The 26894-nt window shown below is 60.1% G+C and carries 28 protein-coding genes; 16 read left to right on the plus strand and 12 right to left on the minus strand.

All coding sequences use genetic code 11. The features are described from left to right. Positions 1-67: 67 nt before the first annotated feature. The gene (locus RGR602_RS19090) at positions 68-457 is read right to left on the minus strand and encodes a YkvA family protein (RefSeq protein ID WP_039846385.1); all 390 of its coding nucleotides are present in this window, start codon (positions 455-457) and stop codon (positions 68-70) included. Positions 458-508: 51 nt separating this feature from the next. Continuing rightward, positions 509-811 carry a 4a-hydroxytetrahydrobiopterin dehydratase gene (locus tag RGR602_RS19095; RefSeq protein ID WP_039847032.1) on the minus strand — a complete coding sequence of 101 codons (303 nt, stop codon included), beginning with the start codon at positions 809-811 and terminating at the stop codon, positions 509-511. Between the two features lie 36 nt (positions 812-847). On the opposite strand from RGR602_RS19095, the gene RGR602_RS19100 reads away from it, so the two are divergent. Next, positions 848-1348: a low molecular weight protein-tyrosine-phosphatase gene (locus RGR602_RS19100; protein ID WP_039846386.1), complete on the plus strand. Its 501-nt coding sequence runs from the start codon at positions 848-850 to the stop codon at positions 1346-1348. Here RGR602_RS19100 and thpR read toward each other — a convergent pair. Both thpR and RGR602_RS19110 read right to left on the minus strand, forming a co-directional pair. Beyond that, positions 1255-1848, minus strand: coding sequence for an RNA 2',3'-cyclic phosphodiesterase (gene thpR / locus RGR602_RS19105; RefSeq protein ID WP_039846387.1), 594 nt, complete (start codon positions 1846-1848; stop codon positions 1255-1257). The genes RGR602_RS19100 and thpR overlap by 94 nt on opposite strands. A gap of 68 nt (positions 1849-1916) precedes the next feature. Further along, complete coding sequence (locus RGR602_RS19110) at positions 1917-2561, minus strand: arylesterase (protein WP_039846388.1); 645 nt, start codon at positions 2559-2561, stop codon at positions 1917-1919. Positions 2562-2615: 54 nt separating this feature from the next. Here RGR602_RS19110 and RGR602_RS19115 point away from each other — a divergent pair, with 54 nt between their 5' ends. The 4 genes from RGR602_RS19115 (at position 2616) to RGR602_RS19130 (ending at position 7430) form a co-directional block, all read left to right on the plus strand. Then, entirely contained in the window at positions 2616-3323 is a 708-nt protein-coding gene (locus RGR602_RS19115; protein WP_039846389.1) for an ABC transporter ATP-binding protein, read from the plus strand. Next, positions 3320-5863, plus strand: a complete 2544-nt coding sequence (locus RGR602_RS19120) for an ABC transporter permease (protein WP_039846390.1) — start codon at positions 3320-3322, stop codon at positions 5861-5863. Before RGR602_RS19115 ends, RGR602_RS19120 begins: the two co-directional genes overlap by 4 nt. 179 nt (positions 5864-6042) lie before the next feature. Next, on the plus strand, positions 6043-6771 hold the full coding sequence (locus tag RGR602_RS19125) for a Bax inhibitor-1/YccA family protein (protein WP_022717367.1): 729 nt from the start codon (positions 6043-6045) through the stop codon (positions 6769-6771). Positions 6772-6872: 101 nt separating this feature from the next. After that, positions 6873-7430, plus strand: coding sequence for a GNAT family N-acetyltransferase (locus tag RGR602_RS19130; RefSeq protein ID WP_039846391.1), 558 nt, complete (start codon positions 6873-6875; stop codon positions 7428-7430). A 5-nt stretch (positions 7431-7435) separates the two neighbouring features. Here RGR602_RS19130 and RGR602_RS19135 read toward each other — a convergent pair whose 3' ends face one another. The 3 genes from RGR602_RS19135 to acnA form a co-directional block, all read right to left on the minus strand. Further along, positions 7436-7837: a DUF2794 domain-containing protein gene (locus RGR602_RS19135; protein WP_039846392.1), complete on the minus strand. Its 402-nt coding sequence runs from the start codon at positions 7835-7837 to the stop codon at positions 7436-7438. A gap of 274 nt (positions 7838-8111) precedes the next feature. Further along, positions 8112-8852: a DUF1223 domain-containing protein gene (locus tag RGR602_RS19140; RefSeq protein ID WP_039846393.1), complete on the minus strand. Its 741-nt coding sequence runs from the start codon at positions 8850-8852 to the stop codon at positions 8112-8114. Between the two features lie 222 nt (positions 8853-9074). Further along, complete coding sequence (gene acnA / locus RGR602_RS19145) at positions 9075-11765, minus strand: aconitate hydratase AcnA (RefSeq protein ID WP_039846394.1); 2691 nt, start codon at positions 11763-11765, stop codon at positions 9075-9077. Between the two features lie 260 nt (positions 11766-12025). Between acnA and ccmA the strand changes: the two genes are divergently transcribed. The 5 genes from ccmA to RGR602_RS19170 all read left to right on the plus strand — a co-directional run bounded on the left by ccmA (position 12026) and on the right by RGR602_RS19170 (position 15071). Beyond that, the gene (ccmA, locus tag RGR602_RS19150; protein WP_039846395.1) at positions 12026-12673 is read left to right on the plus strand and encodes a heme ABC exporter ATP-binding protein CcmA; all 648 of its coding nucleotides are present in this window, start codon (positions 12026-12028) and stop codon (positions 12671-12673) included. Between the two features lie 145 nt (positions 12674-12818). Further along, complete coding sequence (gene ccmB / locus RGR602_RS19155) at positions 12819-13478, plus strand: heme exporter protein CcmB (RefSeq protein WP_039846396.1); 660 nt, start codon at positions 12819-12821, stop codon at positions 13476-13478. Positions 13479-13536: 58 nt separating this feature from the next. Further along, positions 13537-14298 carry a heme ABC transporter permease gene (locus tag RGR602_RS19160; protein ID WP_039846397.1) on the plus strand — a complete coding sequence of 254 codons (762 nt, stop codon included), beginning with the start codon at positions 13537-13539 and terminating at the stop codon, positions 14296-14298. Positions 14299-14301: 3 nt separating this feature from the next. Next, positions 14302-14469 (plus strand): heme exporter protein CcmD, encoded by a 168-nt coding sequence (ccmD, locus tag RGR602_RS19165; RefSeq protein WP_039846398.1) that lies wholly within the window; start codon positions 14302-14304, stop codon positions 14467-14469. Beyond that, positions 14466-15071, plus strand: coding sequence for a DsbE family thiol:disulfide interchange protein (locus RGR602_RS19170; RefSeq protein ID WP_039846399.1), 606 nt, complete (start codon positions 14466-14468; stop codon positions 15069-15071). The genes ccmD and RGR602_RS19170 overlap by 4 nt, the downstream gene beginning before the upstream one ends. Here the strand turns inward: RGR602_RS19170 and RGR602_RS19175 are convergent. From RGR602_RS19175 to dapF, 5 genes are all read right to left on the minus strand, one after another. Next, entirely contained in the window at positions 15068-15655 is a 588-nt protein-coding gene (locus tag RGR602_RS19175; protein ID WP_039846400.1) for a DUF2585 domain-containing protein, read from the minus strand. The two genes, RGR602_RS19170 and RGR602_RS19175, sit on opposite strands and share 4 nt — an antisense overlap. Next, positions 15652-16296, minus strand: a complete 645-nt coding sequence (locus RGR602_RS19180; RefSeq protein ID WP_039846401.1) for a septation protein A — start codon at positions 16294-16296, stop codon at positions 15652-15654. Before RGR602_RS19180 ends, RGR602_RS19175 begins: the two co-directional genes overlap by 4 nt. Before the next feature lie 62 nt (positions 16297-16358). Continuing rightward, entirely contained in the window at positions 16359-17942 is a 1584-nt protein-coding gene (gene ftsY / locus RGR602_RS19185) for a signal recognition particle-docking protein FtsY (RefSeq protein ID WP_039846402.1), read from the minus strand. Positions 17943-17957: 15 nt separating this feature from the next. Continuing rightward, positions 17958-19238: a tRNA (N(6)-L-threonylcarbamoyladenosine(37)-C(2))-methylthiotransferase MtaB gene (gene mtaB / locus RGR602_RS19190; protein WP_039846403.1), complete on the minus strand. Its 1281-nt coding sequence runs from the start codon at positions 19236-19238 to the stop codon at positions 17958-17960. Beyond that, complete coding sequence (gene dapF, locus RGR602_RS19195) at positions 19235-20140, minus strand: diaminopimelate epimerase (RefSeq protein ID WP_039846404.1); 906 nt, start codon at positions 20138-20140, stop codon at positions 19235-19237. Before dapF ends, mtaB begins: the two co-directional genes overlap by 4 nt. Before the next feature lie 287 nt (positions 20141-20427). Between dapF and RGR602_RS19200 the strand changes: the two genes are divergently transcribed. The 6 genes from RGR602_RS19200 (at position 20428) to trmD (ending at position 26718) form a co-directional block, all read left to right on the plus strand. After that, entirely contained in the window at positions 20428-22386 is a 1959-nt protein-coding gene (locus RGR602_RS19200; protein ID WP_039846405.1) for an elongation factor G, read from the plus strand. Between the two features lie 628 nt (positions 22387-23014). Next, positions 23015-24586: a signal recognition particle protein gene (gene ffh / locus RGR602_RS19205; protein ID WP_039846406.1), complete on the plus strand. Its 1572-nt coding sequence runs from the start codon at positions 23015-23017 to the stop codon at positions 24584-24586. A 16-nt stretch (positions 24587-24602) separates the two neighbouring features. Next, positions 24603-24923: a chorismate mutase gene (locus RGR602_RS19210; RefSeq protein ID WP_022717348.1), complete on the plus strand. Its 321-nt coding sequence runs from the start codon at positions 24603-24605 to the stop codon at positions 24921-24923. A gap of 50 nt (positions 24924-24973) precedes the next feature. Continuing rightward, positions 24974-25342, plus strand: coding sequence for a 30S ribosomal protein S16 (gene rpsP, locus RGR602_RS19215; RefSeq protein ID WP_022717347.1), 369 nt, complete (start codon positions 24974-24976; stop codon positions 25340-25342). 118 nt (positions 25343-25460) lie between these two features. Next, entirely contained in the window at positions 25461-26030 is a 570-nt protein-coding gene (rimM, locus tag RGR602_RS19220) for a ribosome maturation factor RimM (RefSeq protein ID WP_028739973.1), read from the plus strand. Between the two features lie 7 nt (positions 26031-26037). Further along, entirely contained in the window at positions 26038-26718 is a 681-nt protein-coding gene (trmD, locus tag RGR602_RS19225) for a tRNA (guanosine(37)-N1)-methyltransferase TrmD (protein WP_039846407.1), read from the plus strand. Positions 26719-26894: the final 176 nt, after the last annotated feature.

Consider the following 26894-nt stretch of genomic DNA (forward strand, 5'->3'; position numbering starts at 1 on the left):
GGGTCATTAAGACATTGGAAATCCGTCAAAGAATTGCCTGCCCAAACCTGCTGGGAGCCGAACCGGCCTAGATCGTTTTCATGCCTTCCGGCTGATCGGCAAGCGCGCGATCGGCCGCCTCGTAATGTTTCGCTTTCATATGGCTGCTGACCATTGCGAAAGCCGCCGAGAGCACCGCAATATCGTCCGAAAAGCCGATCAGCATAAAGAGGTCCGGGACCATGTCGAAAGGCAGGATGAAATAGGCGAGAGCCGCAAGCAGGATGCCGCGCACGCGCGTCGGCGTTTCCGGATCGAGCGCGCAATAGAAGCCTGCGACAAGATCTCGTGAAAACGGAACCTGCCGCACTGCCCGCTTGAAGGTCGGCCAGAACTTTTTGCGCACAGCCTTCTCCCGCCGGCTCTGGGTATCTTCGTCCCCGGGCAGCAGGATTTCACCGAATTTGACCTCGTCCATTCCCGTTTTCCCTTTGGTGCATGCGAAGATATGGTGATGGCTTTAACAGATTCAATCAATCTGCCCGGCGGCCTTGTCCATTGCCTTGGCAAGCTTGAAGTCGAGTTCGGTCAATCCACCTGCATCATGCGTGTTCAGCTTCACCTCGACCCTGGAATAGACATTGAACCATTCCGGATGGTGGTTGAGCTTTTCTGCCACAAGCGCCGCCTTCGTCATGAAGCCGAAGGCTTCGACGAAGCTTGCGAATTTGAAGGTTTTCGAGATCGATGTCCAACCATCATCCAAAGACCAACCCGCCAATCCGGCAAGCTGGCTGTCGATCGCGCTCCGTTCCAGTTTCTCCTGTTTCATGTCATCGTGCTCCATCTCTTCAGTCAGGTCTCTTTCATGAAACGCGTCAGCATTCTCTTTGTTTGCATGGGCAATATCTGCCGCTCTCCGCTCGCCGAAGGCGTTTTCGCTCATATTGCAAGGGAGAGCGGTCTTGCCGATCGGTTCAAGATCGATTCAGCAGGTACCGGCGGCTGGCATCAAGGCAAACAGCCCGATAGACGCTCGATCGCAATCGCACGAGCCCACGGCATCGACATTACAGGGCAACGTGCCCGCCGTGTGCGCCTTGAGGATTTGGAAGAGTTCGATCTTGTCCTCGCGATGGACCGCGCCAATATTGCCGAGCTTCGCGCGATGGCGCCCGGCGCAGGCAACATAACGCTTTTCGGTGATACCGCGCTTCAGACTGGCGAAGATATTCCGGACCCCTACTTTGGTGGCCCGGAAGGCTTCGAATTGATCTATACGAGGCTTTTGACCGGCTGCATCGCATTGGTGGACAAGTTCGGCGCCGACCAAGCCTCGCTCAGCGGGAACACTTCTTCCGTCAGATAGGGCCCGCCACCGACCGATTCGCGCGAAGAAAGCAGCACGAAGCGTGGAACGGTGAAGGACGATGTCTGGAAATTGCCTCGGCTGGAAAGGTAGTGGACGACGTCATCGACGCGCGAGGACTTCATCCGCGCCAGCGTCACATGCGGGGTAAATTTTCGGGGATCCGGCGGCAGGCCGATCCGCTGGCAGATGCGCTCGAGTTCAGCCTGTAGCGCATACATTTCCGGCGAGGGCGAGACGCCTGCCCAGACGGAATGCGGCTTCTTCGAGCCGAAAGAGCCTATGCCGTCAAGGCGGATCTGAAATTCGGGCCGATCGATCCGGTCCAGGCGCTCAACGATCTCGTCAGCAGTGCGTCCATCGACATCGCCGATGAAGCGCAGCGTGATGTGGTAGTTCTCCACATCGATCCATCTTGCACCGGGAAGACCACCGCGCAGCAATGAAAGGCTCATCGCCGCATTGCGCGGAATTTCGAGGGCGGTAAACAGTCTCGGCATGACGAGCACTCCCCGAATCTTTTGCACGTGCTCACACGGAATCACGCATTCGCCACCCGCGCAAGCCCCTATTTCTTCACAGTAGAAATCGTCCCGATGAATTCCGTGACAGCCGGTTCCATCTTCTGAACCATGACATCAATGCCCTTGGCGTTCGGATGCATTCCATCGTCCAGCTTCAAACTGGTGTCCATCACGACACCGTCAAGGAAAAAAGGATAAAGCGGAACCCGATGTTTTTCCGCGAGTTTTTGGTAGATTGGATTGAAACGCGCAGCATAGTCCCCACCCATGTTCGGTGGCGCCATCATGCCCACGAGCAGCACGGCGATGCCGCGATCCTTTAGCCGGGCAATCATCGCGTCCAAGTTCTTTTCGCTCTCTTCCGGGGCAATACCGCGCAACGCGTCGTTGGCCCCAAGCTCCAAGATGACGCCGTTGGTGCCATCGGGGACCGACCAATCGATTCGCGCCAGCCCACCGGTCGTCGTGTCCCCGGAAACGCCGGCATTGCCGATCGAAACATCGACGCCTTTGGCCTTCAAGGCCGCTTGCAGCTTCTCCGGAAAGCCGTCGCCGGGCGGCAATTGGTAGCCTGCCATCAGGCTGTCGCCGAAGCCGACAAGGTTGATCGTCGCAGCATTGGCACTCGTCCCGAAAATCAACGAAGCGGCAATGACAGCGATGTGAAGCGCGGCAACTTTAAATCTCATGCTGCTTTCCCTAGATTGGCAAGGTCTTTGCAATTCATATAGGGCGATTTTCTTTTGGCAAAAACCATCATCGAGCTCAAGCAGGCAGATTTGACGCTGGGCAATGCGGCAGCCTCCGTTCATGTCTTGAAGGGTATCGACCTTTCGGTCGCCGCCGGCGAGTCGGTCGGCATCGTCGGTCCGTCCGGCTCGGGAAAGTCCACGCTGCTGATGGTCCTCGCCGGCCTTGAGAGGCTCGATAGCGGCGAGATCAATATAAACGACACGCCGTTGCACGCCCTCAGCGAAGATCAGGTCGCCGATTTCCGTGGCCGCAATATCGGCATCGTCTTCCAGTCGTTCCATCTGATCGCCAATATGACGGCACTTGAAAACGTCGCAGTCCCGCTTGAACTCGCAAACGTGCAAAACCCCTTCGACATCGCCCGTCGCGAGTTGAAATCGGTCGGGCTCGGCGAGCGGCTTCGTCACTACCCGGGCCAGCTTTCGGGCGGCGAACAGCAGCGCGTCGCCATTGCGCGCGCTCTTGCGCCTTCGCCAGCCCTCCTCATCGCCGACGAACCGACCGGTAATCTCGACACCGATACCGGCCGCCAGATCGCCGATCTGCTCTTTTCCAAGCAGGCCGAACGCGGCATGACACTGCTGCTCGTCACGCATGACGTCTCGCTTGCCAATCGCTGCTCGCGGCAGATCAAAGTCCGTTCCGGCAAGATCGAAGGCGATAGCGCGTCGCGCCATTCCGAAGCGGCCATCGCATGAAGCTCGTCGCCCCGCGCACCGCACTTGCCTTCCGCCTTGCCCTTCGCGAACTGCGCGGCGGTTTCAGGGGCTTTTACATCTTCCTTGCCTGTATCGCACTCGGCACCGGTGCGATCGCCGCCGTCAATTCCATCTCGCAGTCGATCACCGACTCGATCGCCTCCCAGGGCCAGGAACTGCTCGCCGGTGACGTCCGCTTCGAGCTGAACAACCGTGAAGCAACCCAGCCGGAGATGAATTTCCTGCGCGGCCTCGGCCAGGTTTCCATCTCAACCGGTCTTCGTTCCATGGCACGAAAGCCAGATGGGTCGGATCAAGCGCTCGTTGAGGTCAAGTCGGTGGATGATGCCTATCCGCTCTATGGCAAATTCACGGCCGAACCGGATTACCCCCTTTCGGCTCTGCTTTCGGATCAGAACGGAACCTATGGCGCCGTTGCAGCACCTCTCCTGCTGGAGCGGCTCGGTCTTGCAGTCGGCGACGAGATACTGCTCGGCAATGCCACCCTCAGCATCACCGGCACGGTGAAGACCGAGCCGGACGCGCTTTCAGAAGGTTTCGGATTTGCGCCACGGCTGGTGGTCAGCCGCCAGGCGCTCGTTGCTTCCGGACTGATCCAGACCGGCAGCCTCGTCGAGCATGTCTACAAGATCAGGCTCGATGCCCGCTCCGAGCGCGGAAGCGTGCGCGACCGCGCCACCAGGGAGTTCCCATCGGCGGGCTGGTCGATCCGAACCAGCGACCGCGCGGCCCCGTCTCTCACCGAAAATATTACCCGCTTCTCGCAATTCCTGACGCTCGTCGGCCTTACCGCACTCATCGTCGGCGGTGTCGGCGTCGCCAACGCCGTGCGGGCCTTTCTGGATGCGAAGCGCACGACGATCGCGACGTTCAAATGCCTGGGGGCACCTGCTGGCGTCGTCGTCCTCGTTTATCTCTTCCAGATTGCGATCATCGCATTCGCCGGCATCATGGTCGGCCTCGTCATCGGCGCCTTGTCGCCGATGCTTGCCGCGCAATTCCTGGCACAATTCCTGCCGGTCTCCACCGAACCGACGCTCTACCCGGACGCGCTGCTACTAGCCGCACTCTTCGGCATCCTGACGACGCTCGCCTTCGCTATCATGCCGCTCGGCCATGCCCGGGAAGTGCCTGCAACTGCGCTCTTCCGAGAACAGGGTTTCGAGGCACGCCGCCTGCCCTCGTTGCCTTACATCTTGCTGGCCGCTCTCTTCATGGCTGCGCTTGCCGGTCTTGCGATCGTTACCGCCTATGACCGATACATCGCCGTCATCTTCGTCGGCGCGATTGTCTTTGCCTTCGTCATCTTGCGCGCCGTTGCAGCACTGATCGCCTGGCTCGCCAGGCGCAGCCCGCGTGTCAATTCACCAGCGCTCCGGCTTGCAATCGGCAACATCCATCGCCCTGGCGCACTGACGCCGTCCGTCGTCCTCTCGCTCGGCCTCGGCCTCGCGCTATTGGTCACCTTGACGCTCATCGACGGCAACCTGCGCCGACAATTGACCGGCCGCATGGCAAACGGCGCGCCGAATTTCTTCTTCGTCGACATTCAGAGCGCCGAGGTCGAAAACTTCCGAAATCTGATCAGCCGGCAGGCGCCGGAAGGCAAGCTCGTGGAAGTGCCGATGCTGCGGGGCCGCATCCTGGCGCTGAACGGCAAGGACGTGACCAAGATCCAGGTGCCGCCCGGCGGCCAATGGGTGCTGCGCGGCGACCGCGGCATCACCTATTCCCAGACGGTACCGGAAAACGCCTCGCTGACAGAGGGAAGCTGGTGGCCACAGGACTACAGCGGCGAACCGCTGGTCTCCTTCTCCTCGGAAGAAGCCAGGGAACTTGGCCTCAAAATCGGCGATACCGTCACTGTGAATGTGCTCGGCCGCAACCTGACGGCCAGGATCGCGAACCTGCGGAAAGTCGAGTGGGAATCGCTATCGATCAATTTCGTCATGGTCTTCTCGCCGAATACCTTCCGCGGCGCTCCGCATGCTTGGCTGGCAACGCTGACCGATCCCTCGGCGAGCCCGGCCGTAGAAGCGGCTATCCTGAAATCCGTGACCAATACGTATCCGACGATCACCAGCGTGCGCGTCAAGGACGCTATCGATATTGTCAATACGCTGGTCGCGCAGCTCGCAACCGCGATCCGCGCCGCGGCCTCCGTTGCGCTCATCTCCTCCGTTCTCGTGCTTGCCGGCGCGCTTGCCGCCGGCAACCGGGCCCGAACACACGACGCCGTCGTCCTGAAGACGCTTGGGGCGACGCGGGCAATGCTCATCCGCGCCTTCAGCTACGAATATCTGATCCTGGGGGTTGCAACAGCGGTCTTTGCGTTGATCGCCGGCGGCGCTGCTGCCTGGTTCATCGTCAGCCGCATCATGCGGATGCCTTCGACCTTCCTGCCCGATGTCGCCGGCCTCACGCTGGTCACCGCGCTGGTCCTGACAGTCGGCATCGGACTCATCGGCACCTGGCGCATTCTTGGCCAGAAGGCAGCACCCGTTTTGCGCGAACTATGAATCTGCGGCTGATAAAATCCCTTCACCTTACGGCGATTTAACCCGATCGCGGGTTGCAAGGGCCTTGTTTGCAAAAGGTGAAAGGCTCATATTACCGGTAGGCATGCTGGAGCTCCGCAGCGGCGCCCGGGTCGTATAGCCCGACACCGTATACCCATCGGAGCTTTTAAGAGGAAACTATGGCTGACCTTCGTAACTACCAAAGCCGCGCACAAACTGGCGAGATGATCGATCAGGGCCTGCGCTCCTATATGCTCAAGGTCTACAACCTGATGGCGCTGGGTCTGGCGATCACGGGTGTAGCGGCATTTCTGTCATTCCAGCTCGCTTTTGCCGATGGTCAATTGACCGCCTTCGGCCAGGCGATCTATGTGAGCCCGCTGAAGTGGGTCGTGATCTTCGCTCCGCTGGCTCTGGTGTTTTTCTTAAGCTTCCGGATCGGCCGCATGAGCGTTTCCGCAGCGCAGACGACCTTCTGGGTCTATGCCGCGCTGGTCGGATTGTCTCTCTCGTCGCTGCTGCTTATCTACACGGGCGAGAGCGTCGTTCAGACGTTCTTCATCACGGCAGCCTCCTTCGGCGCACTGTCGCTCTACGGCTACTCGACAAAGCGTGACCTGTCGGCGATGGGCTCGTTCCTGATCATGGGCCTCTTCGGCCTGATCATCGCTTCGCTCGTCAACATTTTCCTGGCCTCCTCCGCGATGCAGTTCGCGATCTCAGTGATCGGCGTCCTGATCTTCGCAGGCCTTACTGCCTACGATACGCAGCGAATCAAGGAAATGTACTTCGAAGCAGATGACGTTGCCGTCGCCGGCCGGAAGGCGATCATAGGCGCGCTGACGCTCTATCTCGACTTCATCAACCTCTTCATGTTCCTGTTGCAGTTCCTCGGCAACCGCAGGTAAATGGACAGAATCAGCAAAAAGGCGGCTCCGGCCGCCTTTTTTATTGCACGTTGCGCGATGGAGTGTTTTTTAAGGGCACTCATCAATGACCGGCCGATCCAATGCCTTTCTTTCTTCGTGACGCCACTCCTTCCGACCTCCCCGCAATCTCGGAAATCTATCGCGAATCAGTCCTCAACGGCGTCGCGAGCTACGAGATCATCCCGCCTTCGCAATCCGAAATGGCCTCTCGTTTCTCCGCAAATACCAGTCTTGGATATCCCTATATCGCGGCGGTTGATGAGAATGGAGCCCTGATCGGCTATGCTTATGCTTCCGCCTTCCGCACTCGGCCTGCCTATCGCTGGACTGTCGAGGATTCAATCTATCTCGCGCCTACAGCGCGCGGCCTTGGCATTGGCCGGGCACTGCTAACAGCGCTGATTTCACGCTGCACGGAACTCGGCTTCCGCCAGATGGTAGCCATCATCGGCGGTGCCCATCCGGCTTCGATCGCGCTTCATCGCGCATTGGGTTTCGAAGAGACCGGCCTCCTGAAGGGTACCGGCTACAAACACGGCCGCTGGCTCGACACGATGATCATGCAGCGGCCGCTCGGCGATGGCAAAGACAGCGATCCAAATCCGTCGGTCTATCCCGGCACGCTGTTTGAGGGTTGACGCCGTCACGTCTCGACGAGTTTGAGAACCTTGTTGAAGACCTTTAGCACCTGCTGCAGGTCATGGCCGCGCTTGAGGATCATGCCGTTTGCATTGATCACGCAATAGGCGCCCTGCTTGGCGGCGAGCCTTGGGTCTTTCTCGATGCGGAAAAGCGGCGTCTCGCCCGAACGTTTGAACACGGCGAAGACCGCCTTCTCCTTCAGGTGGCCGATTGCGTAATCTTTCCACTCGCCTTCGCCAACCATCCTTCCGTAGATCCATAAAATCGCATCCAACTCGCGACGATGAAAGGTCACCGGCGGCGGGTCCTTGCTTTGCTTGTACTCTTTTAAATCGACGACGACCGAGGAACTACTACTGGCGGAACGGGCGTCGCCATGCCGCAAATCCGGCTGATCTGTCATCAGTCTCCCAAGCCTCCACTTATGACAGGAGAACGACAGTTTGCCCGAGCCACATCAAATTGCAAGTGCAGCTACCATCACATTAAACATATGCTATGCAATCTCCCAAGCGCCGCATTTCAGTCAAAACAGCGCCTCATTTCCGGAGGAAGTTCGCTCACCGATTTGGCGCCAGCGCGCCAAAGGGCCCGGCTGAGCGTATCGACCTTAACCCCAGCCCCGAATACGATCAGCCGGGCCGCCTCGTTCCATACGCCTCGAAGCGGTAAATCGATCAGATATTCTTGCCTGCCATGACGATTGTTGCGCCGACGATCGCAGCCGGATCGCCGTCCGTTGTGGTCGCCTGCAGCAGGATGGCGCAACCCTCCAGTCCTGGCTTCTGCAGAACGCTTGCGGGCAGCGTCAGGCTTGCCGCCTTGCCATCCCACATGCCGACTGTTTCGATATCGCTGACGCTGTTGAGATAGGAAATCTTCTTGCCGCTGTTTTCGCCCTTTTCGACGTCGATCGTCTTTTCCTTGTCGAAATAGACGAGCACGACATTGGCCTTGCCTTCGCCGGCACCGATCTTGATCTCGAGCTCGTCGCCGCGCAGCTTCGCGTCCACGGGCACGGTCAAGCCTTTGCCTTCCGTCGAAAATGTATCGATCTTGCCATAGATGGCGGAAAGGTCCGAGCCAGTCAGGTGATCGCGGCCGTTCACCACGACCTGCGGTGTGTAGACGTTGCTACGGCCCATCATCCGCGCATAGCCATATTGGCGCTCAGTGTTTTCCTTCGAACTGAGCGTGTCCGTCCACCCAAGATAATTCCAGTAGTCCACATGATAGGCGAGTGCGATGACATCGCCCTGGCCAACCAGCTTCCGGAAGGCTGCATCGGCGGGAGGACAGGACGAGCATCCCTGCGAGGTGAAGAGTTCAACGACGCCTTTCAGTTTGCCATCTTCGGCATGAAGCGGCGCTGTAAGCACCATACCGGCGACCAGCGAAATCAAAAAGCGCGGCGACATTCCAACCTCTTTTTCCAGAGACGCGCAGCAGACCGAAAACCGCAGGCCCTGACTTACGCCCGTAGAGATAATCCTTCCGGCTGCAAACGGGAAGTCACGAAGGGGTGAGACGCCGCCCGTCGGCATCGCTGCTAGAACACATCGGCGTGAGATTGAAACCCGCAAAGAAAAACCGCCGGAGATTGCTCTTCGGCGGCCATTATCTGGCATCTTTCTTAACAATCAGGCAGCGAGATCGCGCAGAACCGTCTGCAGGATGCCCCCGTTGTTGAGGTAGATCACTTCGTCGAGCGTATCGACGCGCGACAAGAGGGGAACCTCCTTCACCGTGCCGTCGCTGTAGGTGATCTTGGCGATCTTCTTCTCGCGCGGCTTGATGTTTTCCAGGTCCTCGATGGTAACGGTCTCGTCACCTTTCAGGCCAAGGCTCTGCCAGGTCGTGCCGTCTTCGAAGACGAAGGGGATGACACCCATGCCGACCAGGTTCGAGCGGTGGATACGCTCGAAGGACTGCGCGATAACGGCCTTGACGCCGAGCAGGTTGGTACCTTTCGCCGCCCAGTCGCGCGACGAACCGTTGCCGTATTCGACACCGGCGAAGATAACGAGCGGAACGCCCTCTGCCTTGTACTTCATGGCGGCGTCGTAGATCGATTCCTCTTCCTTCGACGGATAGTGGATCGTGTAGCCGCCTTCCTTGCCGTTCGGGCCGAGCATGTGGTTGCGGATGCGGATGTTGGCGAAGGTGCCGCGCATCATCACTTCATGGTTACCGCGGCGCGTGCCGTACTGGTTGAAGTCCGCGACCCCGACATTGTGCTCGAGCAGATAAGAACCGGCCGGCGACGCAGCCTTGATCGAACCGGCCGGAGAAATGTGGTCGGTGGTGATCTTGTCGCCGAACAGGCCTAGGACGCGGGCGCCCTTGATGTCCGAGGTGCCGCTGCCCTTCTTACCCATGCCGACGAAGTAAGGCGGGTTCTGGACGTAGGTCGAGTCGTCGTCCCAGGCGTAAGTCTGCCCCGGAGGAACCTGGACGGACTGCCAGTTTTCATCACCCTTGAAGACATCCGCATACTTCGTTTCGTAAAGTTCGCGGGTGACGTACTTGAGGATGAACTCCTGAACTTCCTTCGAGGTCGGCCAGATGTCCTTGAGATAGACCGGCTTGCCGTTCTGGTCTTCGCCGATCGGCTCCTTGGTCAGGTCCTTCTGGACAGTGCCGGCGAGCGCGTAGGCAACGACGAGCGGCGGGGATGCCAGATAGTTCGCCTGGACATCCGGCGAGATACGGCCTTCGAAGTTGCGGTTGCCCGAAAGTACGCCCGAAACGATGAGGCCCTTGTCGTTGATCGTCTTCGAGACCGGCCCCGGCAGCGGGCCGGAATTGCCGATGCAGGTCGTGCAGCCGAAGCCGACGAGGTTGAAGCCAAGCTTGTCCAGGTCGGCCTGCAGGCCGGACTTGGCAAGATATTCGCCGACGACCTGCGATCCAGGCGCTAACGAAGTCTTGACCCAGGGCTTGGTCTTCAGCCCCTTGGCAACGGCGTTGCGGGCGAGCAGGCCGGCAGCAATCAGAACCGACGGGTTGGAGGTATTGGTGCAGGATGTGATGGCGGCAATGGCAACGTCGCCATGGCCGAGATCGAAGTCCGTACCTTCGACCGCATAACGGTTCGAAAGCTGGCCGGGCTTCTTGTAGTCAGCGTCCATCGACGTGGCGAAACCGGACGCGATGTCTTCGAGCGCGATGCGGCCCTCAGGACGCTTCGGACCTGCCATCGACGGCACGACGTCGCCGAGGTCGAGTTCCAGCGTGTCGGTGAAGACGAGGTCGGAACCATCGCCTTCGCGCCACATGCCTTGCGCCTTCGAATAGGCTTCGACGAGCGCGATCCGGTCATGGGTACGGCCGGACATGGTGAGGTAGTTGACGGTTTCGCCGTCGACCGGGAAGAAGCCACAGGTCGCGCCGTATTCCGGACCCATGTTGCCGATCGTCGCGCGATCGGCGAGCGGCATGTTGTCCATGCCGGGGCCGAAGAACTCGACGAACTTCGAAACGACGCCCTTCTTGCGCAGCATCTGTACGACGGTCAGAACGAGGTCCGTCGCCGTGACGCCTTCCTTGAGCTTGCCGGTGAGCTTGAAGCCGATGACTTCCGGCAGGAGCATCGAGACCGGCTGGCCGAGCATGGCGGCTTCTGCTTCGATACCGCCGACGCCCCAGCCCAGAACGCCGAGGCCGTTGATCATCGTCGTGTGCGAGTCGGTACCGACGCAGGTGTCCGGATAGGCGATCGTCTCACCGTCCTCATCCTTCGTCCACACGGTCTGGCCGAGATATTCGAGATTGACCTGGTGACAGATGCCGGTGCCGGGAGGAACGACGCGGAAATTCTTGAATGCCTGCTGGCCCCACTTCAGGAAGCGGTAGCGCTCGCCGTTGCGCTGGTATTCAAGTTCGACGTTCTTGGCGAAGGCCTGCGGCGTGCCGAATTCATCGACGATGACGGAATGGTCGATGACGAGGTCGACGGGCACGAGCGGGTTGATCTTTTCAGGATCGCCGCCGAGCGAGACCATTGCGTCGCGCATCGCAGCAAGGTCGACCACCGCCGGAACGCCAGTAAAGTCCTGCATCAGCACGCGCGCCGGGCGATAGGCGATTTCGTTTTCGACGGAGCCCTTGTTGTTCAGCCATTCGGCGACCGCGAGGATGTGCTCCTTGGTGACCGACTGGCCGTCTTCGAAGCGCAGCAGGTTCTCGAGCAGAACCTTCATCGAATAGGGAAGCTTCGACACGCCCTTAAGACCATTCGCTTCAGCCTTCGGTAGGCTGTAGTAGACGTAGTCCTTTCCGTTCACGGAAAGCGTGGAGCGACAATTGAAGCTGTCAAGAGATTTAGACACGAGAGACCCCGTTTCTGATAGCCAACACAGTCGTGCGGACGCCTATGCACTAATGCACATCAGGATGCGGGTACGGCCATTTCCGCTGTCCGCACGTGGAGAGGTTTCTCCAAGTTCGGCGCAAGGATGAAATTCACGCCGGCCGCTGGCGTGGTTGCGGGTCTTATAGATAATTTCTAAGAAAGGTGCCAGAGAGGGCTCGACCCATTTGGGACATTTTTTGCGTCGCGGTGACTAAAAACTTATTGAACGGAAAACCTATGCATCTCGACGCCTCCAATCTCGCTGCCAGGCGGGGCGAAGACCTGATTTTCGCAGACGTATCCTTTCGCCTCGACGCAGGCGAAGCGCTGGTTTTGACTGGGAAAAACGGATCGGGAAAGTCGACTTTGCTGCGCGTCCTGGCGGGTCTTTTAAGGCCTGAAAGGGGCACAGTTGAATTCACTGATTCGCGTGGTGAAACGGAGCGGAATCCGCGCGAGGTCAGCCACTATCTCGGCCACCGCAATGCGATGAAAAGCGAGCTAACCGTTTCCGAAAATCTCGCCTTCTGGCAAAACTTTCTCGGCGACGTCCTCGGCGCCTCGGAACTGTCGATCGAAGACGCTGCCGAGGCCGTCGGCCTTTCCGACATTACGCATCTTCCCTTCGGTTATCTCTCCGCCGGCCAGCAACGCCGCTTTGCCTTCGCCAAGCTGCTCGTTGCCTACCGCCCGGTCTGGATTCTCGACGAACCAACTGCAGCACTCGATGCCAGCGCCGACCGCTTGTTTGCCGGTCTCATCGACGCCCACCGCAGAAAGGGCGGCATCGTTGTCGCCGCGACCCATCAGCCGCTCGGGCTTCAGAGTGCCCGGGCATTGAAGATGACGGGGTTTGCGGGTGTGGATCGAGGAGTTTGGGGTTGATGAAGCTTGTGGCACACAAGGACACCGTTACAGCTTGCGCAACGGATATTTGCAGGCAGCAAACAGCGCCGCACGTTAGCCTCTTCCTCTTGTGGGGAAGGGTTGGGGAGGGGTCCTTGGGCATCCGCGAAAAGGGACACCTCAAATGACCGCCCTCTTCTTCCGCGATCTGAAACTCTCCATCCGCGCCGGCGGCGGCGCTTTGATCGGCGTGCTGTTTTTCCTCACCGTCGTCGCTGTCATCCCGTTCGGCGTCGGGCCGGACCTGAACCTGCTTTCCAGGATCGGCCCCGCCATCGTCTGGATTGGTGCACTGCTTGCGGCTTTGCTGGGACTTGACCGGCTTTTCCAAGCCGAACGCGACGACGGTTCGCTGGACTTGATGTTGATGCAGGAAACGCCGCTCGTGCTGACGGTTCTTGTCAAGTGCTTCGCGCATTGGACGGCGACGAGCCTGCCATTGGTGATTGCCTCCCCGTTCCTTGGTCTCTTCATGAACATGGACGAGGTCGCGATCGGTGCGACGATGCTGACGCTCTTGGCCGGCTCGCCCGCCATCACCTTCATCGGCGCCGTCGGCGCGGCTGTCGCCGTCGCCCTTCCGCGCGGCGGGCTGCTGGTCTCGATCCTTGTCCTGCCATTGACCATTCCGGTGCTTATCTTCGGCGTCAGCGCCACCTATGCGGCAGTGGAAGATCCGGCACCTTTCCTGCCGCCCTTCCTCATTCTGATCGCATTGACGATGTTTTTTGCCGTCATCGGTCCGGCAGGCGCAGCACTTGCGCTTAGAAACACATCGGATTGATTGGCTCTTTGATCACGATCAATTGCGGGAGCACCGCGTTCAAGGTAAAGAACCGTTCATGAGCGAAACAAGCCTTGCCATCAGCAAAATCAGCGATCTCGCCAATCCGACGCGGTTTCTGGCGCTGGCGCAGCGCATCATCCCGTGGATGGCGGCGGCAACGGCGATCTGTCTCATCATCGGATTGTACCTCAGCTTCTCGACGAAAGGCGACTACCAGCAGGGCGAAACCGTCCGCATCATGTATCTCCATGTGCCTTCGGCCTGGCTTTCGATGATGTGCTACACCGTGATGAGCATTTCGGCGATCGGCACGCTCGTCTGGCGCCATCCCCTGGCCGATGTCTCCGCCAAGGCCGCCGCACCGCTCGGCGCCGCCTTCACGCTGCTTGCATTGGTCACCGGTTCTCTCTGGGGCAAGCCCATGTGGGGCACCTGGTGGGTATGGGACGCGCGGCTGACGTCCGTCTTCATCCTCTTCCTGATGTATCTCGGCCTGGTTGCGCTGAACCGCGCCATCGATGATCCGTCAAGGGCCGCGCGTGTCACCGCGGTTCTGATCCTCGTCGGATTCGTCAATATTCCGATCATCAAGTTCTCGGTCGACTGGTGGAATACGCTGCACCAGCCTGCGAGCGTCGTGCGCCTCGCCGGCCCGGCGATCGACCCGGAGTTCCTGCGCCCGCTTTTCGTGATGGCAATCGGCTTCACGCTGCTCTTCTTCACGCTGCACATCATGGCGATGCGCAATGAAATCTGGCGGCGCCGCGTTGCCGCCCAGCGCCGACTTGCCGCGCGCATGGCAAGCCGTGAGGATTGAGCGATGGCGCACGCCTTTTACGTTTACAGTTCCTACGGGTTCGCCGCTTTCGTCACCATCGCCGTGACGCTGTGGATCTGGGTGGACGGGCGCGCGCGGCAGAAGGAACTGGCGGCCCTGCAAGCTTCCGGTATCCGCCGCCGTTCGGCGCGTCCGAAGGATAGCGAATGAGCACGCCGCAAGCAGATCGGCCAAAACCACGCGGCTTTGCCCGTTATGCGCTGGCATTGATCCCGCTTGTCGTTTTCGGCGGCATTGCCGCGACGGCAGCAAAGATGCTGTACGATCAGGATTTCCACGGCAAGAACATTTCCGAGATCCCTTCAGCGCTGATCGGCACCAAAGCTCCAGAATTAAACCTGGCACCCCTCGAAGGGTCCAATCTGCCGCCGCTGACGGATAGCGCAATCAAGGGCAAGCTGACGCTGGTCAATGTCTTTGCCTCCTGGTGCCTTCCTTGCCGGGAAGAGCATCCAATCCTGACGGAACTGGCAAAGGACAACCGGCTCAACATCGTCGCGATCAACTACAAGGACAAGAACGACAGCGCGCTGCGTTTCCTTGGAGAGCTCGGAAACCCCTATGCCGCAATCGGCGTCGATCCGAACGGCAAGGCGGCGATCGACTGGGGCGTCTATGGCATTCCGGAGAGTTACCTGGTCGCCGCCGACGGCACGATCCTCTATAAACGCGTCGGCCCCTTCGACGATGTCAGCCTCAAGGAAGGCCTCTATCCGGCAATGGAAAAGGCGCTCGGGAAACCGGTTTCCTAAACCGCACTCTGCCAGGCCTTGACCGCCTCGACCGGCCAGATCAGCATCAGCACGTTAAGCGTCAGGTTGTCACGGATCATGTAACCCGTGAAAATCTCGAAGAAGATCGCGATGGCGACTGTGAGCGCGATCGGAGCGCGGGCAGCGAAGAAGAAGCCGGCGACCATGAAGACTGTGTCCATGGCCGAGTTCAGGATACTATCGCCGTAATAGTCGAGGGAGATCGTCGCCGCGCGGTAGCGGTCGATGATGATCGGCGAGTTTTCGAGCAGTTCCCAGCCGGATTCGACGACGAGCGCCAGAAGCAGGCGGACGGCGATCGGCCTGTTACGCATTACGAGATGCGCCAGCCCATAGAACAGGAAGCCGTGAATGATGTGGGACGGCGTGTACCAGTCCGAAAGATGCTGGGAATTGCCGCTCGAGTTGACGACGCCTTCCCACAGCTTGACATAGCCGCAGGTGCAGATCGGCGTGCGGCCTATTAGGTACTCGGCAGCGATCTGGATGATCAAAACCGCCAGGCAGGCCGCGAACCAGAAATTCTGATGTCTCGCTCTTTCCGCTGCACTGAATGCCGTCACTTCTCGGTCTCTCCTGCAGGAGTTATCGAATGCTTCAGGATGAGCGGCATCTGCGCCATGGTGAAGATGATGGTGATCGGCATCGTTCCCCAGACCTTGAAGGTCACCCAGAAGTCATCGGAAAAATTGCGCCAGACGGCTTCGTTCAGAACGGCAAGGAACAGGAAGAAAACGCCCCAACGGACCGTCAGCTTGCGCCAGCCTTCAGCGTCGAGCTGAAAGGCCGCGTTGAAGACGTAGCCGAGCAGCGACCTACCAAAGGCAAGCCCGCCCAGAAGCGCGACACCGAACAGCGTATTGACAATCGTCGGCTTCATTTTGATGAAGGTTTCGTTCTGCAGGTAGATCGACAGCGAACCGAAGATCAAAACGACGATGCCCGACACGAAGGGCATGACCGGCAGATGGCCAAGGACGAGCTTGGAAACGACGAGCGAGACGATCGTCGCCGCCATGAAGAGTCCCGTCGCCACGAAGAGCGGCCCGCCCAGTTCGGACAATGCAGGGAATCTTTCGACCAGCCAGGCGCCGCGCAGATTGGCAAAGAAGAAGATCAGCAGCGGCCCGAGTTCCAGCGCCAGCTTCAGCATCGGATGGTGCCTGTCGGCGGCGCTGGGGGTAATATCGCTTTCAGTGGTCATGTATTGGTCAAACCTGTTCGTCGTTCGCGCGCCTTATGCGCTGTTCCGGCTTATCTGTGGCATCATTGCCCAAGCCCGGCAATGGCTTGAGCGAAATCCTCGGCCTCGAACGGCTCCAGATCGTCTACGCCTTCGCCGACGCCGATGAAATAGACCGGTAGCTTGTGCTTGGCGGAGATCGCAACGAGGATGCCGCCCCTTGCCGTACCATCGAGCTTGGTCATGATCAGACCGTTGACGCCCGCAACATTGCGGAAGATTTCGACCTGATTGAGAGCGTTCTGGCCGGTGGTCGCATCCAGCGTCTGCAGCACCGTATGCGGGGCGTCGGGATCGAGCTTGCCGAGCACGCGGACGATCTTTTCAAGCTCCGCCATCAACTCGGCCTTGTTTTGCAAACGGCCGGCGGTATCGATGATCAGCACGTCGCACTTTTTCGCCTTCGCCTGCTCGAAGGCGTCGTAGGCGAGACCTGCGGCATCCGCGCCAAGCTTGGTGCCGATGAATTCCGACTTCGTGCGATCGGCCCAGATCTTCAACTGCTCGATCGCCGCGGCGCGGAACGTATCGCCCGCCGCCACCATGACCTTCAACCCGGCACCCGAAAGCTTCGACGCCAGCTTGCCGATCGTCGTCGTCTTGCCGGTGCCGTTGACGCCGACGACGAGAATGACATGCGGCTTGTGGGTGAGATCGAGCTGCAAGGGCCTTGCGACCGGCTTCAGCACTTTGGCAATTTCCGACGCCATGATGCGGCTGACATCCTCGCCGGTCACATCCTTGCCATAGCGCTCGGAAGCAAGCGTATCGGTGACACGCATGGCGGTCTCGACGCCGAGGTCGGCCTGTATCAGAAGGTCTTCGAGATCCTGAAGGGTGTCGTCGTCCAGCTTGCGCTTGGTGAAGAGCGCTGAAATCTGGCCCGTGAGTTGCGACGAAGTACGTGCGAGACCGGCGCGCAGACGCTGGAACCAGCTGAGTTTCGGCGCAGGAACAATCGGCTCCGGTTCGGTGATTTTCGGAGTGGTTGCAAAGCCCTTGGGAAGGACAGGTTCCGTCCTTGAAGCATGCTCGCCATCCGCTTCAGGTCGAGGAGCATCCCCCTCCACCTTGCCGGGCATCTCCCCTACAAGGAGAGAGGTTGGTTGAGCAGGAGCGCTTTGCCCTCCCTCAGCCGTCCCGGAAATCTCCGGACGAATATCCGTGACTTCATCACGAGAAGCGTCGGAAAGTGGCGCCTCGTCGGCCAACTGATCTTTCCCCTCGTGGGGGAAATGTCCCGAAGGGACTGAGGGGGGTGTCTCCGCCAAGGGCGCGTCTTGGGCTGACGTCTCTGGCTCGGCTTCAGCCTCAGCCTCCAGCAACGAGAGTGGTATCACTCCAAGATCGCCAATCTGGTAGGCGCTCGGAAGGATCGCCGACTCTTCGGCGTCTTCGGAAGGCTCGACAGCGTCCGCAGCCGGGCCGCCCGGGGTATCCAACTCCTCCGATAAAACGGGATCACTTGCGAGCGGCAAGTGTTCCTCGCGCGAATGCGGCTCCAGTTCGGCTTCGAGAACTTTTGTCTCTGGAGCCTCTGGCGCCTGCTCTTCCGCCGGCTTTTCCTTGCCGAAGGTGAAGACCTTTTTGATGAAACTGAGCGCCATTGGAATTCCGTGAAATCAGGCCGCGTCGGCAGTTGTCAATTGCATGTCGAGATGTTTGCCATTATGGCCGGTGATGGTTGCCTCGACGAACGAACGCGGGCGAAGACCGGGGGCTGCGACAAGCGTGAAGTTCTCGGTATGTGCAAGCCCGTTGTTTTCCACCAGCAGGCATTGCCGCGTTCCGACCATCTGATCCAGATGGGACTGATGAAGCTGATGTCCAGTAGCACGAAGCCGTACCGCACGATCCTTGACGATCGACCGGTCGAGCTGCGGCATGCGGGCTGCCGGCGTGCCTGGACGAGGGCTGTAAGGGAAGACGTGCAGGTGAGCGATCTTCGCTTCTTCCGCCAGGCTGGCGGCATTTTCGAACATCTCTTCGGTCTCGGTCGGGAAACCGGCGATCATGTCCGCGCCGAAACACATCTCTGGACGCAGACCGCGAACCTGATCGACGAAGGCCAGCGCATCAGCGCGCGAATGTCGCCGTTTCATGCGCTTCAGGATCATGTCGTCGCCATGTTGCAGCGAAAGATGCAGGTGCGGCATGAATCGCGGCTCATCGGCGACCAGATCGAACAAATGCTTGTCCGCCTCGATGCTGTCGATCGATGACAGCCGCAGTCGGCGGATGTCAGGTATCTGTTTCAGAAGCGTCTTGGCAAGCAGCCCGAGCGTCGGTTCGCCGGGCAGGTCGGCGCCGTAACTGGTGGCATCGACGCCTGTCAACACGATCTCTCGGTAGCCGTTTTCAATGAGGTTGCGCGCCTGATCGACCACGGCGCCCATGGGCACGGAGCGGGAATTGCCGCGGCCATAGGGGATGATGCAGAAGGTACAGCGATGGTCGCAGCCGTTCTGCACCTGGATAAAGGCGCGCACATGCCCGTCGATGTGCTTTACCATCTGCGGCGCCGTCTGGCGCACACTCATGATGTCGTTGACACGCAGCTTCTCTTCCGCGGCCACTCCGAAATCGGGCAGGGCGCTGGCGTGATAAGAAGCGGTGATCAGCTTCTCTTCGTTGCCGAGAACGACGTCGACCTCGGCCATTTCTGCGAAGGTCTGCTTTTCGCTCTGGGCTGCGCAGCCCGTCACGATGATACGCGCATGCGGGTTCTCGCGTCGTGCGCGGCGGATGGCCTGCCGCGCCTGACGCACGGCCTCGCTTGTGACTGCGCAAGTGTTCACCAAAATGGCGTTGTTGAGCCCGGCCTTTTCCGCCTCCGCCCGCATCACTTCGGATTCGTAGGTGTTGAGACGGCAGCCGAAGGTAATGACCTCAACGCCGCTCACCGCGCCTCGGCCCCCTGCGCCTGATCGCGCGCCCACGAACCGGTGGAGGGGTCTAACGTTCCGGACCATTCCCATTCGGCAGGGCCGGTCATGATCACGTGGTCGTCGCGGTCGCGCCATTCGATCGACAATATGCCGGGCGGCTTGGCGCTGGCGACATGAATCTCGACCTTGCGGCCCGTGCGGCCCGTGCGGGCAGCGCAAACTGCTGTTGCGCAGGCAGCCGAACCGCAGGCAAGCGTCAAACCCGCACTGCGCTCCCATGTCCGTGTCGTGATCGATGCCGGCGAGGTAATTTGCGCCAGCGTAATATTTGCGCGCTCGGGAAACATCGGGTGATTCTCAAGCAACGGTCCAAAGCGCGCCAGGTCAAAGGACATCACGTCCCTGTCGACCCAGAAGACGGCATGCGGGTTGCCCATCGACATGGTGGAGGGCGAATGCAGGACCGGGCTGTCGATCGGACCGATTTGGAGTTCAATGCGGCTGGTATCGTGAAATTCTTCCGCAAGCGGGATCTTGTCCCAGTCGAAAACAGGCTTGCCCATGTCGACCGAGATCGTACCGTCCTCATGCTCGACGGCATTGAGGATGCCTGCCACCGTCTGGAAAGTGAAAACCTTGTTGCCGGTTTCCGAGGCAAGAGCCTGCACCACGCAACGCGTGCCATTGCCGCAGGCTTGCGCCTTTGATCCATCGGAATTCAGGATATCGATCCAGGCATCGGTGCCTTGAGCCCTCGGGTCGTGGATCGCCATGATCTGGTCGAAGGCCGTATCTGGATGGGCATTGAGCGCAATTGCCGCAGCAGGCGTCACCTTGTCCGCGCGGCCGCGCATGTCGACGACCAGGATCTTGTTGCCAAGCCCGTTCATCTTCGCGAATTCGACCGTTGCGCTCATAGGATCATCCCGTGTCCATTTCGGCTGTATATGGCGGAAACGCGCGGGAATTACCAGTGGGTGCGGGCAATGACTAGCCAGCGACGCTTCGCTGCTCCGCCCTTTTTCGCCGGCAATCTCGTGGGGAGCCCGGCAAGGCAGACGCCATGCTGCCCAGGCAAAAATGTCTCATGAGGGGACAGGCGCCGCCTCATGCTTGAGAAAAGTCGCAATGGCCTAGCACTTTTCAACGGTTGAAGGCATTCTTGACAATCGGATGCGTGTTCTTGGCAAAGGGAGGATAGCCGATGCGCTGCTTCACGGTACTTGGACCCTCGCAGACGGGAAAGTCGACGCTCGTCGCAAAACTGGCTTCGCTCGAAGCGACACCGAGAAGGTCCGTCTCTCCATACGGATCGAGCCTGACGGAATTCGAATTCGGAAGCGAGGCATGGTGCGCGCTGGATACACCCGGCGCGAACGAGGCGCTGGCGCTCGCCCAGGATTCACTTTTGGCAAGCGATGCTTGCATCCTCTGCGTATCGCCGGCGCCGGACGAGGCGGTGCTGGCAGCACCCTATCTTCGCGCCATCGAAGCTTCGGGAACACCTTGCATTCTTTTTGTGAACCGCATGGACGAGCCGCAGGGGCGCCTGCGCGATGTCATCGCCGCCCTGCAGGCCTATTCCAGCCATCCTCTCGTCCTGCGGCAGATACCGATCCGCGACGGAGATGTTGTGGTCGGCAGCTGCGACCTGATTTCGGAGCGGGCCTGGCGCTATCGGGAAGGTCAGCCTTCTGCCCTCGTCGAGCTTCCCGACAGTGCTGCTGCGCGCGAGCACGAGGCGCGTTCCGAATTGCTGGAACAGCTTTCCGAGTACGATGACTGGCTTCTCGAGGAACTGATCGAAGACCGCGAACTACCAAGCGACGCACTCTTTGCCATCGCCTCACGGATCCTGAAGGAAAACAAGGTCATTCCGGTGCTCTTCGGCGCAGCATCCCACAGCAATGGCATCAAGCGGCTGATGAAGGCGCTGCGCCACGAAGCGCCGCCTGTTGAAGCCCTGAAGAGTCGGCTGGCCGCCACCGCCAGCCTGGATGAAACGGCACTGGCTGCCGTAAGCTTCCACGCCTACCACCGGCCGAGCGTTGGAAAGACGATTCTCGTCCGTGCGCTTGCCGACGGACTGAAACAGGGCGCTGCGCTGGGCGGCGCTAGTCTCGGGTCGGTCCAGGAGGGAGGAAACGGCCGTCCCCTTGCCGGAAACTCGGCACGTGGCAGGATTTTCGCCGCAGTCAAGTCAGATCACTTGCCCGCAACCGCCTTGCTGACAGCCGCCGACGCGTTGGCACCGCCCGCTTGGACGGCACCGCCGACGCCCATGCTCGAACGCATCCTTGTTCCGGGCACCGAGCGCGACGAAACGAAGCTCTCGGCGACGCTTGCAAAGCTGGCCGAGACCGATCGCGGCCTGAAGGTGATGCAGGAGGAGGGCACAGGCGCACAGCTGATCTGCGCGCAAGGACCGATGCACCTGCGCGATCTGCGCAAGACCCTGTCGGAGGTATTCCGGGTCGAAGTCACGGACCGATCGCCGAACCCGATCTATCGGGAAACGATCTCAAAGCCCTCGAACGTCCACTATCGTCACCGCAAGCAGACGGGTGGCGCAGGGCAGTTCGCAGACGTGCAGCTGAGTGTGCGTCCCAATGAACGGGGGCAGGGCTTCACCTTCGGCGAGACGGTCAAAGGCGGCACCGTTCCCCGGAACTACATTCCGGCGGTCGAGGCCGGCGCACGTGAAGCCATGGAAAAAGGCCCGCTCGGCTTTCAGGTGATCGATGTCGACGTGAGGCTCACGGACGGTCAGTACCACTCCGTCGACAGCTCCGACTTCGCCTTTCGGGCAGCGGCACGGATGGGGGTGCGGCAGGCATTGTCAGAGGCAGCGGCTGTGCTGATGCAGCCGGTGGTGCGGGTCGAAATCCACATACCATCCATCTTTTCTGGCAGCATGGTGGCGATCGTCTCGGCACTCAAGGGCCAGGTGCTTGGCTTCGATCGCGATGAGAGCGCCAAAGGATGGGATGTCTTCCGGGCACTCGTTCCCGGTGCGGCGCTCGACGAACTGGCCCGGACGTTACGCTCCGCCACGCAAGGAATCGGATACTTCTCCAAAGCCTTCGATCACTTCGAGGAGATCTACGGCAAAGAGGCCGACGCAATCATCAGCGCACACGGTTCGGGATCGCACCCGAATTGAAACGCCACGCGGTAAATCTTGCCGGCTGCGCGTCAGCCGGACTTCAAACCGCGCCGTATCCGCCTCCCGTCGGCGTTGTGACGATAACCGCTCGCCGGCCGCAAGCCTCGCCTGATCGCACCGTCGTGCCTATCTTGACGGCACCGATGCGTTCAAAGGGGATAGGCACGCCCGCCTTGCGGCCGAGCAAATCGCGCATGCCCTGCACGGCTGGATCGCGATGGCTTAGGAATTTTCCAAGAGCAGCCGATGGCGGCCGAGGAGGCGTCCGGGCCGTGAAGGTGCTGCCGTAAATGCGATATTCATGGAGGCGGCATTTTTGATAGTGTCACTTGGGATTACACAAGCGGCACGTTGAAGGCTTCGCGACCCGGCAGTGCGGTCATTTGTCCGCATTCTCTTGACTTTGTCCGCACTTTCCTGTTTACCGCCGCTCATTCTGTAACGAGCTTCAAGACTCGAGCCGCCGACCGGGACCCGATAAGGTATAAAACGATCCCGGAGGTCCACACCCGACAGCGCGATGCGCCCTCGGGTGCTTTTTGGCTTTGCGTCTTGTTTTCGTCAATGAAAAGCACGACGTTTCCGGGCATGCCCATCCTGCCCGAAACGTATCAAGGAAGAGCCGATGTTTGAAAACCTCCAGGACCGTCTTGGATCCATTCTGAATGGACTGACAGGCCGTGGCGCGCTTTCGGAAGCCGATGTTTCGGCAGCGCTGCGCGAGGTTCGCCGTGCATTGCTGGAAGCCGACGTTGCACTCGATGTCGTACGCTCCTTCACCGACCGCGTGCGCGAAAAGGCCGTCGGCGCAGAGATATTGAAGGCGATCAAGCCGGGCCAGATGGTCGTAAAGATCGTTCATGACGAGCTGATCGAGATGCTGGGCGGCGAAGGCGCCGGCGTCGATCTTCACGCTGCCGCCCCCGTCGTGATCATGATGGTCGGCCTGCAGGGCTCCGGCAAGACGACGACGACGGCGAAGATCGCCCTCCGCCTGACGACGCGCGAGAAGAAGAGGGTGCTGATGGCATCGCTCGACACACGCCGTCCGGCAGCACAGGAGCAGCTTCGCCAGCTCGGCGCCCAGACCAATGTCGACACGCTTCCGGTCATCGCCGGCCAGTCACCGACGGATATCGCCGCGCGCGCCGTGCAGGCAGCCAAGCTCGGCGGCCATGACGTCGTCATCCTCGATACCGCCGGCCGTACGCATATCGATGAGCCCTTGATGGTCGAAATGGCCGACATCAAGAAGAAGTCGAACCCGCATGAAATCCTGCTGGTCGCGGACTCACTGACCGGCCAGGACGCCGTCAATCTGGCCCGCAATTTCGACGAGCGCGTCGGCATCACCGGCCTCGTGCTCACCCGTATGGACGGCGACGGCCGCGGCGGCGCGGCTCTTTCTATGCGCGCCGTCACCGGCAAGCCGATCAAGCTGATCGGCGTCGGCGAAAAGATGAGCGAGCTGGAAGAATTTCATCCCCGCCGCATCGCAGACCGTATTCTTGGCATGGGCGACATCATCTCGCTCGTCGAGCGCGCGGCGGAAAATATCGACGCCGAAAAGGCGGCCGCCATGGCCGCCAAGATGGCCAAGGGAAAATTCGACCTCAACGACCTCGCCGACCAGCTGCGCCAGATGCAGAAGATGGGCGGCATGGGCGGCATCATGAGCATGATGCCCGGCATGGCCGGTATGAAGGACAAGATGGCATCCGCCGGCCTGAATGACAGCCTCTTCGGCCGCCAGCTCGCGATCATCTCTTCGATGACGAAGGCTGAGCGCGCCAACCCGGACATCCTCAAGCATTCCCGCAAGAAGCGGATCGCCGCCGGCTCCGGCACCGACGCTGCCGACATCAACAAGTTGCTCAAGATGCACCGCCAGATGGCGGACATGATGAAGATGATGGGCGGCAAGGGCAAAGGCGGCATGATGAAGCAGCTGATGGGAGGTCTTGCCGGCAAGATGGGCCTTGGCGGCATGGGCGGGATGGGCTCCATGCCTGATCTTTCGAATATCGACCCCAAGCAGCTGGAAGCACTTCAAAAGCAGGCCGAAGCGGCGGGTCTTGGGAAGCCGGGCGGGGGCATGCCCGGTTTAGGTGGCGGCTTGCCGGGTCTTGGCGGGACAAAGCTGCCGGGTCTCGGCGGTGGTTTCCCGGGTCTGCCCGGATTGCCGAAGAAGAAGTGAAAGGATCGCCTGCCCCATGATTGATCCAGACGTCAAAGCCCAGCTCTCGAGCTACCGCCAGTCGATCGACAATATCGACGCTGCGCTCGTCCACATTCTGGCCGAACGCTTTCGCTGCACCAAAGAGGTCGGCGTTTTGAAAGCCAAGTACAAGTTGCCGCCTGCCGACCCGGCGCGCGAAGAATACCAGATCGCCCGACTTCGGCAGCTTGCCGAAGATGCGCATCTGGATCCGGATTTCGCCGAGAAGTTCTTGAACTTCGTCATCACGGAAGTCATCCGGCATCATGAGCAGATCGCTGCGGATCACGCTGAACAAGGCGCCGCAGCAAAATGAACCGATACCGCCTCACGAAGCGGTCAAGAAAAGCCTAAGGAGTAAATGACATGGCACTGAAAATTCGTCTCGCCCGCGGTGGTTCCAAGAAGCGCCCGTATTATCACGTTGTTGTTGCCGACGCCCGTTCGCCGCGCGATGGCCGCTTCCTCGAAAAGCTCGGTTCCTGGAATCCGATGCTGGCCAAGGACGACGCAAAGCGCGTTGAACTGAACGCCGAGCGCGTCAAGCACTGGCTCGACAACGGCGCGCAGCCGACCGACCGCGTTCTGCGCTTCCTCGACGAAGCCGGCGTTGCAAAGCGCGAGGCCAAGAACAACCCGGAAAAGGCAAAGCCGGGCAAGAAGGCCCAGGAACGCACTGCCGAGAGGGCTCAGAAAGCTGCCGACGCAGCTGAAGCCGCCGCTTCCGCAGAATAATCCCGGGATCATATCCCGATCGGACGGGCGGCATGGCGACATGCCGCCCGTTTTCATTTTCATTCCGGCAGACTTCGTTTATGAGAAGCCAGATTTCCGGCTTCACATGAAGGGCCCCATGACAAAGCTTGAAAACCCCGTACTGATGGCAACGATCGGCGGTGCGCAGGGCATCCGCGGCGAAGTGCGCGCCAAGGCTTATACGGCCGATCCGACGGCACTCGGCGACTATGGCCATTTGCACAGCATGGACGGGCGGACATTCGAGATCCTCGAAATCCGCGAGATGAAGAATGTCGTCGTCGTTCGATTCCGTGGCATCAACGACCGCAATGCGGCCGAGGCGCTCAACGGGCTGGAGCTCTACATCGAACGCGGCAACCTGCCGGACGACGAACTGGAGGAAGACGAATTTTTCTATGCCGATCTCGAAGGGCTGGAGGCAGTGGACGACAAGGGCGTCAGCTACGGCACCATTACCGGCGTTTTCGACTTCGGCGCGGGCGACCTGCTGGAGCTTAAGGGGCCGGGCAAGCGCCCCGTGCTCATCCCCTTCTCCGAAGCGTCGGTTCTCGAAATTGATCTCGAAGACGGCACAATCCTGATCGATCCGCTGGCAGCAGGTCTCGTCGATGATCCGCAGGAAATCTCCAAGCTTGCCTCCGGCAAGCCGAAGAAAAAGAAGTGAGATTGCCATGGGTTTCCGGGCGACCGTCCTTACTCTCTACCCGGAAATGTTTCCGGGGCATCTGAGCTATTCGCTCGCCGGCAAGGCAATGGAGCGAGGGCAATGGTCGCTGGATAGCGTGCAGATCCGGGATTTTGCGACCGATAAACACCGCACCGTCGACGACACGCCGGCAGGCGGTGGCGCCGGCATGGTGCTGAAGCCTGACGTGTTGGCGCGTGCGATCGACAGCACGTGCGAAAATGATGCTCGTCCGCGGCTTTTGATGAGCCCGCGCGGCAAGCCGCTGACGCAGGAACGGGTGCGCGAGCTTGCGACGGGCCAGGGCGTGATCATCGTCTGCGGCCGTTTTGAAGGCGTTGATCAGCGGGTGATCGATGCGCGGAAGCTTGAAGAAATTTCGATCGGCGATTACGTGCTTTCGGGCGGCGAGCCCGCTGCCTTGGTCGTTCTCGACACGATCGTGCGCATCCTGCCAGGCGTCATGGGCAATGATCTTTCCGGCCTGCATGAGAGTTTCGAAGGCGGGTTGCTGGAGCATCCGCACTACACCCGGCCGCAGGAATGGGAAGGTCGCGAAATTCCGGCGATCCTGACGTCCGGCAATCACGGCGCCATCGAAAAATGGCGACACGAGCAGGCGGTTGCCTTGACAAAGGAAAGGCGACCGGACCTTCTGAAGGACTGAAAGCCGGAAAATCCGTGCCTCCGTCTTACAAAAATGCCGTCCAAGGGATGACAAGGCCCAGGCTTTCGTGTAGTAGCGCACGCGGAAATGGGGCTAGCCCCGTCTGCCAGCAAACAAAGAATGGCGAATCCGCTCCCGCCCCAGAAGGGCAAAATCCCGAGGCAATCCCAAAGGAT

Source organism: Rhizobium gallicum bv. gallicum R602sp (assembly GCF_000816845.1).
Lineage (GTDB): Bacteria > Pseudomonadota > Alphaproteobacteria > Rhizobiales > Rhizobiaceae > Rhizobium > Rhizobium gallicum.

Bases quoted from the DNA above. Each gene is read 5' to 3' on its own strand.
- RGR602_RS19180 (WP_039846401.1), bottom strand. From the start codon at position 16,296: ATGACCACTGAAAGCGATATTACCCCCAGCGCCGCCGACAGGCACCAT.
- ccmD (WP_039846398.1), top strand. From the start codon at position 14,302: ATGGCGCACGCCTTTTACGTTTACAGTTCCTACGGGTTCGCCGCTTTC.
- rpsP (WP_022717347.1), top strand. From the start codon at position 24,974: ATGGCACTGAAAATTCGTCTCGCCCGCGGTGGTTCCAAGAAGCGCCCG.
- ccmA (WP_039846395.1), top strand. From the start codon at position 12,026: ATGCATCTCGACGCCTCCAATCTCGCTGCCAGGCGGGGCGAAGACCTG.
- RGR602_RS19120 (WP_039846390.1), top strand. From the start codon at position 3,320: ATGAAGCTCGTCGCCCCGCGCACCGCACTTGCCTTCCGCCTTGCCCTT.
- dapF (WP_039846404.1), bottom strand. From the start codon at position 20,140: ATGAGCGCAACGGTCGAATTCGCGAAGATGAACGGGCTTGGCAACAAG.
- RGR602_RS19200 (WP_039846405.1), top strand. From the start codon at position 20,428: ATGCGCTGCTTCACGGTACTTGGACCCTCGCAGACGGGAAAGTCGACG.
- trmD (WP_039846407.1), top strand. From the start codon at position 26,038: ATGGGTTTCCGGGCGACCGTCCTTACTCTCTACCCGGAAATGTTTCCG.
- ffh (WP_039846406.1), top strand. From the start codon at position 23,015: ATGTTTGAAAACCTCCAGGACCGTCTTGGATCCATTCTGAATGGACTG.
- ftsY (WP_039846402.1), bottom strand. From the start codon at position 17,942: ATGGCGCTCAGTTTCATCAAAAAGGTCTTCACCTTCGGCAAGGAAAAG.
- RGR602_RS19110 (WP_039846388.1), bottom strand. From the start codon at position 2,561: ATGAGATTTAAAGTTGCCGCGCTTCACATCGCTGTCATTGCCGCTTCG.
- RGR602_RS19210 (WP_022717348.1), top strand. From the start codon at position 24,603: ATGATTGATCCAGACGTCAAAGCCCAGCTCTCGAGCTACCGCCAGTCG.
- RGR602_RS19125 (WP_022717367.1), top strand. From the start codon at position 6,043: ATGGCTGACCTTCGTAACTACCAAAGCCGCGCACAAACTGGCGAGATG.
- RGR602_RS19140 (WP_039846393.1), bottom strand. From the start codon at position 8,852: ATGTCGCCGCGCTTTTTGATTTCGCTGGTCGCCGGTATGGTGCTTACA.
- RGR602_RS19090 (WP_039846385.1), bottom strand. From the start codon at position 457: ATGGACGAGGTCAAATTCGGTGAAATCCTGCTGCCCGGGGACGAAGAT.
- RGR602_RS19160 (WP_039846397.1), top strand. From the start codon at position 13,537: ATGAGCGAAACAAGCCTTGCCATCAGCAAAATCAGCGATCTCGCCAAT.
- rimM (WP_028739973.1), top strand. From the start codon at position 25,461: ATGACAAAGCTTGAAAACCCCGTACTGATGGCAACGATCGGCGGTGCG.
- RGR602_RS19170 (WP_039846399.1), top strand. From the start codon at position 14,466: ATGAGCACGCCGCAAGCAGATCGGCCAAAACCACGCGGCTTTGCCCGT.
- RGR602_RS19135 (WP_039846392.1), bottom strand. From the start codon at position 7,837: ATGACAGATCAGCCGGATTTGCGGCATGGCGACGCCCGTTCCGCCAGT.
- ccmB (WP_039846396.1), top strand. From the start codon at position 12,819: ATGACCGCCCTCTTCTTCCGCGATCTGAAACTCTCCATCCGCGCCGGC.
- thpR (WP_039846387.1), bottom strand. From the start codon at position 1,848: ATGCCGAGACTGTTTACCGCCCTCGAAATTCCGCGCAATGCGGCGATG.
- RGR602_RS19130 (WP_039846391.1), top strand. From the start codon at position 6,873: ATGCCTTTCTTTCTTCGTGACGCCACTCCTTCCGACCTCCCCGCAATC.
- RGR602_RS19095 (WP_039847032.1), bottom strand. From the start codon at position 811: ATGAAACAGGAGAAACTGGAACGGAGCGCGATCGACAGCCAGCTTGCC.
- RGR602_RS19100 (WP_039846386.1), top strand. From the start codon at position 848: ATGAAACGCGTCAGCATTCTCTTTGTTTGCATGGGCAATATCTGCCGC.